This window comes from Ruegeria sp. AG7, assembly GCF_056541545.1.
On sequence record NZ_JBQFYP010000013.1, the window covers coordinates 103,687 to 116,962 of the forward strand.

Genomic DNA, 13,276 nt, shown 5'->3' on the forward strand with positions numbered 1-13,276 from the left:
CTGCGGATCACAATCAGCCGAGTGTCGTGATCAACAGAACTATGGCTGCGCCGGCAACTGCACCGAGAGCGGCGGGCAGGATTTTTGGCAAAAGACCCGAGTTTTCCGGTTCTTCTTTGTGTGTCTGTGCAATCAACGCGTTTTCGACCAATGTCGGCAGGCGCGGACCAAAGCGTGCCAGAACCAAAGCGGTTTTGGCAAAGTCACGAAGCGCGGCGCGCGGGCCGATGGATTGTTTAATGTAATCTTCGACCACGGGGCGGGCGACTTCCCAGATATTGATGTGGTCATCCAGTGACCGGGCAACACCTTCAACCACGACCATCGTGCGCTGTAGGAGGATCAGCTCGGTACGTGTCTCCATGCCAAAACGCTCTGTCACTTCGAACAGATAGCTTAGCAAACGGCCCATCGAAATATGCGAGGCATCCATACCGAAGATCGGTTCGCCAACCGCACGCAGGGCGCGGGCGAATTCATCGACGTCCTGATGTGCAGGAACGTAACCGGCTTCGAAATGCACTTCGGCCACGCGCTTGTAGTCGCGGCGGATGAAACCGAACAGGATCTCGGCATAGACCCGGCGCGTGTATTCGTCGATATGGCCCATGATACCGTAATCATAAGCGATGATGTCACCGTTGGCGGCGACCTTTAGGTTGCCCTGATGCATATCGGCGTGGAAATAGCCGTCGCGCAAGGCGTGAAGAAGGAATAGACGCAGCACACGTTCAGCCAGGTCGCGGCGATCGTGGCCTGCGGCGTCCAGTGCGTCATTTTCACCCAATGCAACACCGTCGGCCCAGCGGAGTGTCATCACGCGCCGTGCCGACAGTGACCACAAGACGGGCGGCAGCCAGAACCCTGTGTCGTCTTTTGTGTTGGCCGCGTATTCCGAGGCGGCAGCGCTTTCCAGACGCAGATCCAGTTCGCCCCGAACAACGCCGTCGAAATGTTCAATGACCTCCATGGGCCTCAGACGGCGGGCACCGGGGGCGAAAAGCTGCACGATGCGAGCGGCGAAATAAAATGCATCCACATCCTTGCGAAATGCGCGCTCGATCCCCGGGCGCAGAACTTTGACGGCGACATCTTCGCCTGTGCTAACCAGTTTGGCTTTGTGGACCTGAGCGATGGACGCGGCTGCAATAGGTTCACTGAACTCAGAGAACACGTCCGCCACTGGCTGTCCAAGTTCCTTTTCAACCTCGGCCATGGCTTTTGTCCGGGAAAAAGGCGGGAGTTTGTCCTGTAGGACACGTAATTGTTCTGCCAGTTCGTTGCCGACGACATCAGGGCGGGTGGAAAGCACCTGCCCGAATTTGATGTATGCCGGACCCAAAGCGGTCAGGGCACGGGTTGCGGGTGGCATCTGCGGGTCGCCTTTGTAGCCCAGCCACTGAAACGGTTTGCCCAAAGCATGAGCGATGACGCGAAGCGGGCGCGGGGCTTCGAATGCATCCAGCACGACATTCATGGCACCGGTGCGCTCAAGCGTGGCACCCGTTCGGATCAGGCGGATGATATTATGTGGGCCACGCATGTGTCAGATTTTCCAGCCGGAATGCAGCGCGGCGATACCCATGCTGAGATTGCGGTATTTGGCGTTTTCGAAGCCAGCAGTTTGGACCATGTTCAGGAAGGTTTCCTGATCGGGAAACTTACGGATCGACTCCACCAGATACTGATAGCTGTCGTAATCATTCGCGATCAGTTTTCCCATGCGTGGAATGACATTGAAACTGTAGAGGTCATAGAGCTTTTGCAACCCGTCATTGGGAAGCTGACTGAACTCCAGCACCATCAGGCGGCCACCGGGTTTCAGCACGCGAAAGGCTTCGTTCAGGGCCTCTTGCGGGCGGGTCACGTTCCGGATGCCGAACGAGATCGTGTAGACGTCAAAGGTGTTGTCCTCGAACGGCAGGGCCATGGCATCGCCCACCACCCAGTTCAGGCTGTCGGCCATCTGGTCGGCTTCGGCGCGTTGCCGGCCTTCGACCAGCATGGGTTCTGTCAGATCAAGAACCGTGGCATGACCATAGCCTGCACGTTTCAGAAAGCGAAAGGAAATGTCACCGGTTCCGCCCGCAACATCCAGCAAACGCTGACCGGGACGCGGAGCTAGCCAGTCCATCATCGCGTCTTTCCAGACCCGGTGGATACCCATCGACATGACATCGTTCATCACGTCATATTTCGAGGCGACCGAGTTGAACACGCCCTGCACTCGTCCGGCCTTGTCAGCCTCGCGTACGGTTTCGAACCCGAAATGAGTGGTGTTGTCGCTGTTGTCGGACATAAGCCTTGCCGTTTGTCGAATTTCGCTTCTGTTATAGGGCTCTGGAAGCGGGGCACAATGCGGCCCTTTGGAATAGGAGCCCTGTAATGCCGGAATTGCCCGAGGTCGAGACCGTAAGACGCGGCCTGAGCCTTGCGATGGAGGGGGTCGAGATCGAACGCGCCGATGTGAACCGCCCGGATCTGCGATGGCCATTTCCCGAACGCATGGCTGAACGGCTGACCGGGCAGCGCGTGGATCGGTTACGGCGGCGATCAAAATATATCCTGGCCGATCTCAGCAGCGGCGAGACATTGTTGATCCATCTGGGGATGTCCGGGCGAATGACGGTGTCAGGGGATCCACTAGGTCATTTCCTGCGCGAACATCCTGCCGCTGATAAACATGACCATGTTGTTTTTCACATGGCCAACGGGACGCGTATCACATTTAACGATCCACGCCGGTTCGGAGCGATGGACCTGCTGCCCACAGCCACAGCCGAGGATCACAAGCTTCTGGCGGTTCTGGGACCAGAGCCCTTGGGCAATGATTTCCACGAGCAACACCTGATTGAGGCGCTCAAAGGCAGGAATACCCCAGTCAAATCAGCCCTGCTGGATCAGGGAATCGTTGCCGGATTGGGGAATATCTATGTTTGCGAAGCGCTTTATCGCGGCAAGGTGTCGCCACGTCGCAAAGCAGGGCAAATTTCTGCGGCGCGTGTCGCATCGCTGGTTCCCATCATTCGGAAGGTGTTGCAGGACGCGATCCAAGCAGGCGGATCATCCCTGCGGGATTTCCGGCAAGCTGATGGAGAACTTGGATATTTTCAGCACAGTTTTGATGTCTACGGTCGTGAAGGAAAGCCCTGCCGAACCGAGGGTTGCAATGGTCTGATCCAGAGAATCACCCAGTCCGGTCGCTCATCCTTCTACTGTGCGCAATGCCAAAGATAGCTTGATCCAGAGAATTCGCGTGGTAAGGACTCGTAACTGAACGGAACAACCGGAAGCTTTTTTCTCATGGCTTTTGAGACGATCATCGTCGAAATCGAAGACCACGTCGCCCTAATCAAACTCGACAGACCAGATGCGTTGAATGCGCTGAACTCCCAGTTACTGGGTGAGTTGTGTACCGCGCTGGAAGAGGCGGACAGCAACGACAAGGTGCGTTGCATCGTCATCACCGGATCGGACAAGGCCTTTGCCGCAGGCGCGGACATCAGGGAAATGTCCGAGATGAGCTTTGTCGATGTCTACACAACCAACCTTTTTGCTGATGCAAACGATCGGGTTTCGGCGATTCGCAAACCGATCATCGCCGCGGTCGCGGGCTATGCTCTGGGTGGGGGATGCGAGTTGGCAATGCTTTGCGATTTCATCATTGCTGCGGACACTGCAAAATTCGGCCAGCCTGAAATAAACCTTGGCGTCATAGCCGGGTTGGGCGGCACCCAGCGTTTGACGCGCTTTGTCGGCAAGTCCAAGGCGATGGACATGAACCTGACTGGGCGGTTCATGGACGCGGACGAAGCCGAGCGCGCTGGTTTGGTCAGCCGGGTCGTACCGGCCAAGAAGCTGATCGAAGAAGCCGTCGGTGCGGCGCAAAAAATAGCCGAGAAATCGGCACTGACGGCAGCGGCGGCAAAAGAAGCGGTCAATCGCAGTTACGAGCTTCCGCTGAGTGAAGGTATGCTGTTTGAGCGTCGGGTCTTCCATTCCATGTTTGCCACCGAAGACCAGAAAGAAGGCATGGCGGCGTTTCTTGAAAAGCGGGCTGCGCAGTTTCGTGACAAGTAGAACGCAAGAGACTAATGAAAGGCGGGTGTTGCCCGCCTTTTCTTTGCCGGGTCTGTGAGATCCAAGAATCGGCTTGGCAATCCTTGAAATGTTCGGTAATGAGCGCCGCAATACATGCGCGTGCGGCCCGCTTGGCCCGACTCACACTCGTGATTTCTGATCCGGTGCGGATATGTCCGTGGCGCGCAACCCTTGATAACCGTACCGAACGAAGGTCAGAGACACATGGCAAATTCGCCCCAGGCAAAGAAACGCGCCCGTCAGAACGAAAAGCGTTTCGCTGTTAACAAAGCGCGTCGTTCGCGCATCCGCACCTATCTGCGTAAAGTCGAAGAAGCGATTGCATCCGGTGACAAAGATGCGGCAACCGCAGCACTGCGCGCCGCCCAGCCCGAGCTGATGCGCGGCGTCACCAAAGGCGTGTTCCACAAGAACACTGCTGCGCGTAAAATGTCGCGCCTGTCGGCCCGGGTCAAAGCTCTGGGTTGAAGCCTGCGGGTTACCCTAGGTCAAGTCAGCAAGGCTGAACTAATGTCAAAGGCGCTGCGCATTGCGGCGCCTTTTTTCGTGTTGCCGGAATACCGCGCCTTCACGAAACCGAGAGATTCTTTCGACCAAAGACCCGAGTCAATATCAGAGTTTCGTTGCCGCGCCCCATTTCAAGTTGCTACCACTGATGTCAGCGATTCACTCGCTTGGGGGGACAGGCTGTTTACTCGATCGGACTGACGGGCATCAGATCGATCAGGAAACATTCGTCGACGACTGGCGCAAGCTGGGCTGCCGATCTGCCGCGAAGTCCGGATTATCCGGGATTCTCGGCCCTGTCTGAAAAATGAGATTGTGACGTGCAGCCCGAGTTTCGGGACGCTCATTTATTGTTGAGCGTCGAAAATCCGGGTGCACCGAACTTTCAGGGGCGATCCCGCCAAGCCGTTAGGTTTGGCGACAGGTTCCCTTTGGGCGTGTGAATGCAAGACCGGGCAACCGGCTTCGTATGATAAGGCCGACAGGCCAATAAGAATGGGATGCGTGAGGCGCTGAATGACACAAGAGAAATGGGGACTACTGCGTAACAAATTGCTGAAGGCTGTCGGTCGGAATAATTACACCACATGGATCGAGCCTCTGGAATTTAAAGAGCTGCAGGATGGTGTGGCGGTTTTTTCCGTGCCAACGAACTTTATGGGGAACTACGTCAGCCAGAATTTTGCGGACCTCATCTTGTACGAGCTGAATACGGCTGGGGAAACCGTTCAGCGTCTGGACTTCCGTGTTGCTGCCAACTCGCCCGCGCGTCCCAAGCCCGCAGCCAAGGTGGTCACCGAAACTCAGCCAGAGCCGGTACCCTTAGCGGCGACGGATAGTGCGCAGAACGCTTTGGAGTCGTTGCAGGCCGCGCCGCTCGATTCACGTTTCACCTTTGACAGTTTTGTGGTGGGCAAACCCAACGAGCTGGCCCATGCTGCCGCGCGCCGTGTGTCCGAAGGTGGCCCGGTAACATTCAACCCGCTTGTTCTGTATGGTGGAGTGGGTCTGGGTAAGACCCACCTGATGCACGCAATTGCCTGGGAGCTGAAAACCAACCATCCGGAACTGAATGTCCTGTACCTGTCAGCCGAACAGTTCATGTATCGCTTCGTGCAGGCCCTGCGGGAACGCCGGATGATGGATTTCAAACATTTGTTCCGTTCGGTCGATGTGTTGATGGTCGATGACGTGCAGTTCATTGCCGGAAAGGATTCTACTCAGGAAGAGTTTTTCCATACGTTCAATGCGCTGGTGGATCAGAACAAGCAGATCATCATCTCGGCCGACCGCGCCCCGGGCGAAATCAAGGATCTGGAAGATCGTGTAAAGTCCCGCCTTCAATGTGGTTTGGTCGTTGACCTGCATCCGACCGACTATGAATTGCGTCTGGGCATTCTTCAGAACAAGGTCCAGCAATATAGCAGTTCCTATCCCGACCTGACGATTGCAGATGGCGTCCTTGAATTTTTGGCTCATCGTATCTCGACCAATGTCCGCGTGCTGGAAGGTGCTCTGACACGTCTGTTTGCCTTTGCCTCGTTGGTTGGACGCGAGATCGACATGGAGCTGACGCAGGATTGTCTGGCAGATGTCCTGCGCGCATCCGAGCGTAAGATCACGGTTGAAGAGATTCAGCGGAAAGTATCCGAATACTACAACATCCGCATGTCTGATATCATCGGTCCCAAGCGCCTGCGATCCTACGCGCGCCCTCGTCAGGTGGCGATGTATCTGTGCAAGCAGCTGACCAGCCGGTCGCTGCCAGAGATCGGCCGCCGGTTCGGCGGGCGCGACCACACCACGGTCATGCATGGCGTCAAGCGCATTGAAGAGCTGAAACTGACCGATGGTCAGATCGCTGAAGACGTGGAAATGCTGCGCCGTTCTCTCGAAGCCTGAACCGGGCCAGTAGTGCTAAGAAACGCTCCGGACTTCTGTGCCGGGGCGTTTTTTGTGCGTAAGAATCCACGGTTGCACCAGAACTGAGGCGTGTGGGGCACGCCGCACTTGACGGTTGGTGCATTCCAACCCAGAAATCCGTAAAAAATCCTTGTGCCTCGGGGTGGAACCGCTAACGTGCCAGTCCCGCCCATGTCGGTACGCAAGTCAGAGGAATTGAGGGTATGAAGATCAGCATTGAACGCGGCACCCTTCTTAAAGCCGTTTCGCAGGCTCAGTCCGTTGTAGAACGTCGCAATACCATTCCTATACTTGCCAATGTCCTGATCGAGGCCGAAGGCGATCAGGTCCAGTTCCGTGCCACCGATCTGGATATCGAAGTGGTCGATAAGGCACCCGCACAGGTCGAAAAGGCGGGCGCGACGACCGTCGCGGCAACAACCCTGCATGAGATTGTGCGCAAACTGCCGGACGGTGCGCTGGTGACATTGACTGCTGACAGCGCCGCAGGACGGCTGACAGTTGAAGCGGGTCGGTCGAATTTTTCGCTGGCGACACTGCCAAAAGAAGATTTTCCGGTGATGGCGTCCTCGGAATATCAATCGAATTTCAGCGCGTCGGCAGCATTGCTGCGCCGGTTGTTCGACAAGTCAAAATTCGCCATCTCGACCGAAGAGACCCGGTACTATCTGAACGGTGTGTACATGCATGTGGCAGATGGGTCCGAGGGTGGAAAAGTGTTGCGTTGTGTGGCCACCGATGGCCACCGGCTTGCGAGAATTGACGCAGATTTGCCAGCTGGCGCGGCGGATATGCCCGGCGTGATCGTGCCTCGCAAAACAGTGGGCGAGTTGCGCAAGCTGTTGGATGACGACGAGATGGATATCGCCGTTTCGGTCAGTGAAACCAAGGTACGCTTTGCCACGCCGGATATCACGCTGACGTCGAAGGTTATTGACGGCACCTTCCCCGACTACACACGTGTTATCCCACAAGGAAATACCCGCAAGCTTGAAGTGGATGCTGCTGAATTCGCGCAGGCCGTAGATCGCGTGGCGACTGTTTCGTCGGAACGGTCGCGGGCAGTGAAGTTGCAATTGGAAGGCGACAAGCTGATCTTGTCGGTGAATGCTCCTGACAGCGGCGCGGCCGAGGAGGAATTGGCTGTCGCTTACGGAGATGAGCGGTTGGAGATCGGGTTCAACGCCAAATACCTGTTGGAGATTGCGTCTCAGGTGGATCGTGAGAATGCAGTTTTCCTGTTCAACTCGGCTGGTGACCCGACATTGATGCGTGAAGGCAACGATCTGAGCGCTGTATACGTCGTCATGCCGATGCGCGTCTGATCGCGCGGATGCGATGCCTCCGGCGGGAGTATTTTTGAAAAGATGAAGGGAGGGGTCATGGGATTGGCCCTGACCGAGCTAACGGTCTCGCATTTTCGATCTCATAAGCTGGCGCGGTTGTCTCTGGACGGCCGACCGGTTGCCATTCACGGGCCGAACGGGGCCGGGAAGACCAATATTCTTGAAGCGGTGTCGTTGTTTTCGCCCGGTCGCGGGATGCGGCGGGCGAGCGCGGCCGAGATGACCCGTCGGCCCGAGGCGTTGGGTTGGAAACTGTCCGGGTTGCTGGACGCTCAGGGGCAGCGGTTTGAAATCGAAACCTGGTCCGAGGGCAGCGCAGCGCGACAGGTGCGAATTGATGGCAAGTCGGCGACCCAGATCAATCTGGGGAAACTTGCACGGGTAGTCTGGCTGACCCCGTCCATGGACCGTCTGTGGATTGAAGGGGCTGAGGGACGCCGTCGGTTTCTGGACCGTATCGCGCTGAGTTTTGACCCGGCCCACGCCGAAACATCGCTGATTTATGAAAAAGCGATGCGCGAACGTAACCGTCTGCTGAAAGAGCAGATCAGGGACGCGCATTGGTACGCCGCGCTTGAAGGGCAGTTGGCCGAGACGGGGCACCGCATCCATACCGCGCGGTTGAGGTCGCTGGATCTTCTACGGGCGGCGCAGGACCGGGCGGAAACGGTCTTTCCTTCGGCCGAACTGGAGTTGGTGCAAACCGAAGGCGCAATGCCCGAGACAGCGGAAGATTTGCGAGACGCGTTGAGCGAGAGCCGGTTCAGGGATCTGGCAGCGGGCCGAACCCTGGTGGGGCCGCATCGGTCCGACCTGTACGGTGTGTTCGCGGCCAAGGGCGTGCCGGCACGGGAGTGTTCCACTGGTGAGCAGAAAGCGCTCTTGGTGTCGCTGATCCTGTCCAATGCGCGGGCGCTGGCGGCGATGCTGGGCGCACCTCCGATCGTTCTGCTGGATGAGGTGGCCGCGCATCTGGATGCTGGGCGGCGTGCAGCGCTTTATGACGAGATTTGCGCGCTGGGCGCTCAGGCCTGGATGACGGGTACCGGGCCTGAGCTGTTTGCGGAAATGGGCGACCGGGCCCAGACGCTGATCGTTACCGACAGCGATCAGGGCTCGGTCGTGACCGCTTAGGCCGGTTCGCTGACTTTGCGTTCCCACAGAAAGCCGCGCATAACCTCGTCCACCGGGGTTTTGGCCATGTGGTTGACGTAGTTCGACATGGTTTTCTGGGCCAGACCCAGCACGACATCCAGAACCGCGCGGTGTGAATAGCCCGCGTCAAAGAACGCCTGAAGCTGGTCTTCGGTCGGGTTGCCGCGGGTTTCCATCACTTGCAGGGTGAAGGTGCGCAGTGCTTCGAGTTTGGCTGAAGGCAACGGAGTTTCGTTACGCAGGGCGTCCGATATCTCGTCCGAGATCTTCATCATCTTGGCGATCCCGGTGTGGGCGGGCACGCAGTAGTGGCATTCGTTTTCCACATTGATGGTCTGCCAGACGACGGTTTTCTCATCATTGTCGAAATCAGTTTGCAGGAACAGGCCGTGCAGAACCTGATAGCCTTCCAGATGCTGAGGGCTTTCGGCCATGACCTTATGCAGGCCGGGCAAGCGACCAAAAGCGGCCTGAGACTTTTGCAGCAGCGGTTTGGACGCTTCAGGCGCGGTTTCGAGGTCGTGAGACGGGAAATTGGCCATGTCGGAACTCCTGTTTCTGGCGCGATGGGTCGTATTTAGGGTTTCTTGAGTGAACGCTCAAGTATATACTTGAGTGAACGTTCAAAAATTGGTGATGCTGATGCCCCGCAAACCCGCATACGATCGTGACGTGTTGATCGCGAAGGCGAAGGATATCTTCTGGCGTCAGGGCTGGGCTGGTACATCGCTGAAGGATCTGGAGCGGGAACTGAAGCTGAAGCCTGGCAGTTTTTATGCGGCGTTCGGGTCGAAAGATGCGCTCTATGCGCTGACGCTGGAGAGTTATACGCAAGAAGGTGTGGCGCGCTTAAAGGCCCTGGCAGAGAGACTGGGTCCGAAGGAGGCGCTGAAAGCGCAGCCCCGATTGGTGATCGAAGCGGTCGAGACCCCGGCAAAGGCCTGCATGTTGGCAAAGACATATGCCGAGTTGAAGGCGAAGGATCATGACCTTGCGGATCAGGCGGCGCATCACATGGCGGAAATGAAAGGCTGTTTCGCTGATCTGTTTCGCAGGGCTCAGGATGCCGGTGAAATCGGGGCGGGACATGATCCGGATCGACTGGCGGCACGGTATCAGTCGGACATTCTCGGGCTGCGATTGTCGGCCGAGCGCAAGGATGTCGACGCGTTGGAAATTGCCGCGGATATCGCTTCTGATATCGATCGTTTGTGATCCCTTTTTCGGGCGGCAAAAAACGATCCGGAACAACACAAAATATTGGGGGATGGCGTGACAATCCCTACCAGAAAACGTATAAGTTACCAAAATAATATAGGTACTGACTGAATGTCCGAAGACGCACAGGCCCCCCAAGAATACGGCGCAGATTCTATCAAGGTTCTCAAGGGCTTGGAGGCAGTTCGCAAACGCCCCGGCATGTATATCGGGGACACGGATGATGGCTCGGGTCTGCACCATATGGTGTATGAAGTTGTCGACAACGGGATTGACGAGGCTTTGGCGGGTCATGCCGACCATGTGACGGTGAAAATTCACGCCGATTCCAGTGTTTCGGTCAGCGACAATGGACGCGGTATTCCGGTGGACATCCACCCGGAAGAAGGCGTGTCGGCGGCCGAGGTCATCATGACCCAGCTGCACGCCGGTGGGAAATTCGACAGCAACTCGTACAAGGTGTCGGGCGGCCTGCACGGTGTGGGTGTTTCCGTGGTGAACGCGCTTTCGGATTGGCTGGAACTGCGCGTCTGGCGCAATGGCAAAGAGCACATCGCGCGATTTGAAGGTGGCGAAACCGTTGAGCACCTGAAGGTTGTTGGCGAATGCGGGGACCGGACAGGAACAGAGGTGCGGTTTCTGGCTTCGACCGACACATTCTCGAACCTTGAATACTCATTCGAGACATTGGAAAAACGCCTGCGCGAACTGGCTTTCCTGAATTCGGGCGTTCGGATCATCCTGATTGACGAGCGTCCGGCGGAACGGCTGGAAACCGAGCTGTTCTATGAAGGTGGGGTCAAGGAGTTCGTCAAGTACCTCGACCGGTCCAAAACCCCTGCTATGTCCGAGCCGATCTATATCAAGGGCGAGCGCGACGATATCGGTGTGGAAATCGCAATGTGGTGGAATGACAGCTATCACGAGTCTGTACTGCCCTTTACCAACAATATTCCTCAGCGCGATGGCGGTTCCCATGTGGCGGGTTTCCGTGGTGCCCTAACCCGGACGATCAACAACTACGCGCAGTCCAGCGGGATCGCGAAAAAGGAAAAGGTCAGCTTTACCGGTGATGACGCGCGCGAAGGTCTGACCTGTGTGCTGTCGGTCAAAGTGCCTGATCCGAAATTCTCGTCGCAGACCAAAGACAAGCTGGTCAGTTCCGAGGTTCGCCCAGCGGTCGAGGGTCTGATGAACGAAAAACTTGCCGAGTGGTTCGAAGAAAACCCGACCGAGGCCAAGGCGATCGTCGGCAAGATCATCGAAGCTGCACTGGCGCGCGAGGCCGCGCGCAAGGCGCGTGAACTGACCCGCCGCAAAACGGCAATGGATGTGAACTATCTGGCGGGGAAGCTGAAGGATTGTTCCGAAAAAGACCCGTCCAAAACCGAAGTCTTCCTTGTCGAGGGTGATTCAGCCGGAGGGTCGGCGCAAACGGGCCGTGACCGGCTGACACAAGCGGTTCTGCCTCTGCGCGGTAAGATCCTGAACGTGGAACGCGCGCGGTTTGACAGGATGTTGTCCTCGCAAGAGATCGGTAATCTTGTCATGGCTCTGGGCACGGGTATCGGCCGTGATGAGTTCAATATTGAAAAGTTGCGTTACCACAAGATTGTCATCATGACCGATGCGGATGTGGACGGTGCACACATCCGGACTCTGCTGCTGACGTTCTTCTACCGGCAAATGCCTGAGCTGATCGAAGGTGGGTATCTCTATATTGCGCAGCCGCCGCTTTATAAGGTTTCGCGTGGAAAATCAGAGGTTTATCTGAAAGATCAGGCGGCTCTGGACGATTATCTGGTCAACCAGGGTATCGAGGGCGCCGTGCTGAACTTGGGTTCGGGTGAAGAGATCACCGGGCAGGACCTGGCACGCGTGGTGGACGAAGCGCGCCAGTTGAAACGCGTTCTGGACGCCTTCCCGACGCACTACCCACGCCACATTCTGGAACAGGCCGCCGTTGCAGGTGCCTTTGTGCCGGGTGCGGTGGACGCAGACCTGCAAGGGGTGGCTGACAAGGTTGCCGCCCGTCTGGACCTGATCGCGCTGGAGTATGAGCGTGGCTGGCAGGGCCGGATCACACAGGATCACGGAATTCGGCTGGCCCGCATTCTGCGTGGTGTCGAAGAGGTTCGCACCTTGGACGGCCCGATGTTGCGGTCGGGAGAAGCGCGCAAAACAGGCAACTTCACGCAAAGCCTGCAAGAGGTCTACAACACTTCGGCCACGTTGATCCGCCGTGATCGTGGCCAATTGATCCACGGTCCGCTGGACCTGTTGCGCGCCATTCTGGAAGAAGGGGAAAAGGGCCTGTCCTTGCAGCGCTACAAAGGTCTGGGAGAGATGAACCCCGGCCAGCTTTGGGAAACGACTTTGGACCCAGATGCACGCACGCTGCTGCAAGTGCGCGTTGACGATATGGTGGAAGCTGACGATCTGTTCACCAAGCTAATGGGTGATGTTGTCGAACCTCGTCGAGAATTTATCCAGAAAAACGCACTGAGCGTCGAGAATCTGGATTTCTGACGGTTTGTAGGTGTGCGCATAACACTTCGCACACCCCAAAAGTTTGCGTAGTTTGCCCATAGTTTTGCGCAGTGGGTATCGCTATCTGATCGCACGATCCGCAAAACTTTGCATGATAAGGCTAATCGTCAGCCCAGGTTGATTGAGTATATACCTTCTGAGTTTGCGGGACCGAATTCGGCTGGCCATTGGAAACACGACATGTAGTATCCGTGTGTATTTTTCTCACGAAAAGAGCTCTCATTTGGCACTAGCGGTTAGACATGAAATCCAGAAGATAGAAATTGCGCTTGCGAGGTTGGTCGCCTCTGTCGAATTGTCGAACTCAATTCAGCTCACTGACCTCAATCTTCATGCGGAAGACTTCTATAAAGACTTGCTGAACTTAGGTCATGTTGACAAAAGGGATTCACATCTGTCGGCGGGCATGATTCAAGCTGGTATCTACGACGGAGACCAGCTTGGCACGAGACCTGATGTCGGACGAGGAATGGGCG

Annotated in this window: 12 protein-coding genes; 9 read left to right on the forward strand and 3 right to left on the reverse strand. The window is 56.7% G+C overall.

What is annotated here, in order from left to right; translation table 11 throughout:
* Positions 1 to 13 precede the first annotated feature (13 nt).
* On the reverse strand, positions 14 to 1,543 hold the full coding sequence (gene ubiB, locus ACR0BF_RS16210) for a 2-polyprenylphenol 6-hydroxylase (protein WP_480625313.1): 1,530 nt from the start codon (positions 1,541 to 1,543) through the stop codon (positions 14 to 16).
* Between the two features lie 3 nt (positions 1,544 to 1,546).
* On the reverse strand, positions 1,547 to 2,299 hold the full coding sequence (gene ubiE, locus ACR0BF_RS16215; RefSeq protein ID WP_480625314.1) for a bifunctional demethylmenaquinone methyltransferase/2-methoxy-6-polyprenyl-1,4-benzoquinol methylase UbiE: 753 nt from the start codon (positions 2,297 to 2,299) through the stop codon (positions 1,547 to 1,549).
* 86 nt (positions 2,300 to 2,385) lie between these two features.
* On the opposite strand from ubiE, the gene mutM reads away from it, so the two are divergent.
* The 6 genes from mutM (at position 2,386) to recF (ending at position 9,011) form a co-directional block, all read left to right on the forward strand.
* Positions 2,386 to 3,237 (forward strand): bifunctional DNA-formamidopyrimidine glycosylase/DNA-(apurinic or apyrimidinic site) lyase, encoded by an 852-nt coding sequence (gene mutM, locus ACR0BF_RS16220; RefSeq protein ID WP_480606570.1) that lies wholly within the window; start codon positions 2,386 to 2,388, stop codon positions 3,235 to 3,237.
* 66 nt (positions 3,238 to 3,303) lie between these two features.
* Positions 3,304 to 4,080, forward strand: a complete 777-nt coding sequence (locus tag ACR0BF_RS16225) for an enoyl-CoA hydratase (protein ID WP_480494565.1) — start codon at positions 3,304 to 3,306, stop codon at positions 4,078 to 4,080.
* Positions 4,081 to 4,305: 225 nt separating this feature from the next.
* Positions 4,306 to 4,569 carry a 30S ribosomal protein S20 gene (gene rpsT, locus ACR0BF_RS16230; protein ID WP_039541017.1) on the forward strand — a complete coding sequence of 88 codons (264 nt, stop codon included), beginning with the start codon at positions 4,306 to 4,308 and terminating at the stop codon, positions 4,567 to 4,569.
* A gap of 555 nt (positions 4,570 to 5,124) precedes the next feature.
* Positions 5,125 to 6,510: a chromosomal replication initiator protein DnaA gene (dnaA, locus tag ACR0BF_RS16235; protein ID WP_480625315.1), complete on the forward strand. Its 1,386-nt coding sequence runs from the start codon at positions 5,125 to 5,127 to the stop codon at positions 6,508 to 6,510.
* Positions 6,511 to 6,734: 224 nt separating this feature from the next.
* The gene (gene dnaN, locus ACR0BF_RS16240) at positions 6,735 to 7,856 is read left to right on the forward strand and encodes a DNA polymerase III subunit beta (RefSeq protein ID WP_480519984.1); all 1,122 of its coding nucleotides are present in this window, start codon (positions 6,735 to 6,737) and stop codon (positions 7,854 to 7,856) included.
* 57 nt (positions 7,857 to 7,913) lie between these two features.
* A complete protein-coding gene (recF, locus tag ACR0BF_RS16245) occupies positions 7,914 to 9,011 on the forward strand; it encodes a DNA replication/repair protein RecF (RefSeq protein ID WP_480519982.1) in 1,098 nt (365 codons plus the stop codon).
* Here the strand turns inward: recF and ACR0BF_RS16250 are convergent.
* The gene (locus ACR0BF_RS16250) at positions 9,008 to 9,574 is read right to left on the reverse strand and encodes a carboxymuconolactone decarboxylase family protein (protein ID WP_209507178.1); all 567 of its coding nucleotides are present in this window, start codon (positions 9,572 to 9,574) and stop codon (positions 9,008 to 9,010) included. The two genes, recF and ACR0BF_RS16250, sit on opposite strands and share 4 nt — an antisense overlap.
* Before the next feature lie 100 nt (positions 9,575 to 9,674).
* Between ACR0BF_RS16250 and ACR0BF_RS16255 the strand changes: the two genes are divergently transcribed.
* From ACR0BF_RS16255 to ACR0BF_RS16265, 3 genes are all read left to right on the forward strand, one after another.
* Positions 9,675 to 10,247, forward strand: coding sequence for a TetR/AcrR family transcriptional regulator (locus ACR0BF_RS16255; protein WP_480555246.1), 573 nt, complete (start codon positions 9,675 to 9,677; stop codon positions 10,245 to 10,247).
* A gap of 114 nt (positions 10,248 to 10,361) precedes the next feature.
* Positions 10,362 to 12,779, forward strand: coding sequence for a DNA topoisomerase (ATP-hydrolyzing) subunit B (gene gyrB / locus ACR0BF_RS16260; RefSeq protein WP_480625316.1), 2,418 nt, complete (start codon positions 10,362 to 10,364; stop codon positions 12,777 to 12,779).
* A gap of 244 nt (positions 12,780 to 13,023) precedes the next feature.
* Positions 13,024 to 13,276, forward strand: a 253-nt coding sequence (locus ACR0BF_RS16265) for an SMEK domain-containing protein (RefSeq protein WP_480625317.1), incomplete at its 3' end; no start/stop codon positions are given.

Coding starts and splice junctions, on each gene's coding strand:
- ubiB (WP_480625313.1), bottom strand. CDS start 1,543: ATGCGTGGCCCACATAATATCATCCGCCTGATCCGAACGGGTGCCACG.
- ubiE (WP_480625314.1), bottom strand. CDS start 2,299: ATGTCCGACAACAGCGACAACACCACTCATTTCGGGTTCGAAACCGTA.
- mutM (WP_480606570.1), top strand. CDS start 2,386: ATGCCGGAATTGCCCGAGGTCGAGACCGTAAGACGCGGCCTGAGCCTT.
- ACR0BF_RS16225 (WP_480494565.1), top strand. CDS start 3,304: ATGGCTTTTGAGACGATCATCGTCGAAATCGAAGACCACGTCGCCCTA.
- rpsT (WP_039541017.1), top strand. CDS start 4,306: ATGGCAAATTCGCCCCAGGCAAAGAAACGCGCCCGTCAGAACGAAAAG.
- dnaA (WP_480625315.1), top strand. CDS start 5,125: ATGACACAAGAGAAATGGGGACTACTGCGTAACAAATTGCTGAAGGCT.
- dnaN (WP_480519984.1), top strand. CDS start 6,735: ATGAAGATCAGCATTGAACGCGGCACCCTTCTTAAAGCCGTTTCGCAG.
- recF (WP_480519982.1), top strand. CDS start 7,914: ATGGGATTGGCCCTGACCGAGCTAACGGTCTCGCATTTTCGATCTCAT.
- ACR0BF_RS16250 (WP_209507178.1), bottom strand. CDS start 9,574: ATGGCCAATTTCCCGTCTCACGACCTCGAAACCGCGCCTGAAGCGTCC.
- ACR0BF_RS16255 (WP_480555246.1), top strand. CDS start 9,675: ATGCCCCGCAAACCCGCATACGATCGTGACGTGTTGATCGCGAAGGCG.
- gyrB (WP_480625316.1), top strand. CDS start 10,362: ATGTCCGAAGACGCACAGGCCCCCCAAGAATACGGCGCAGATTCTATC.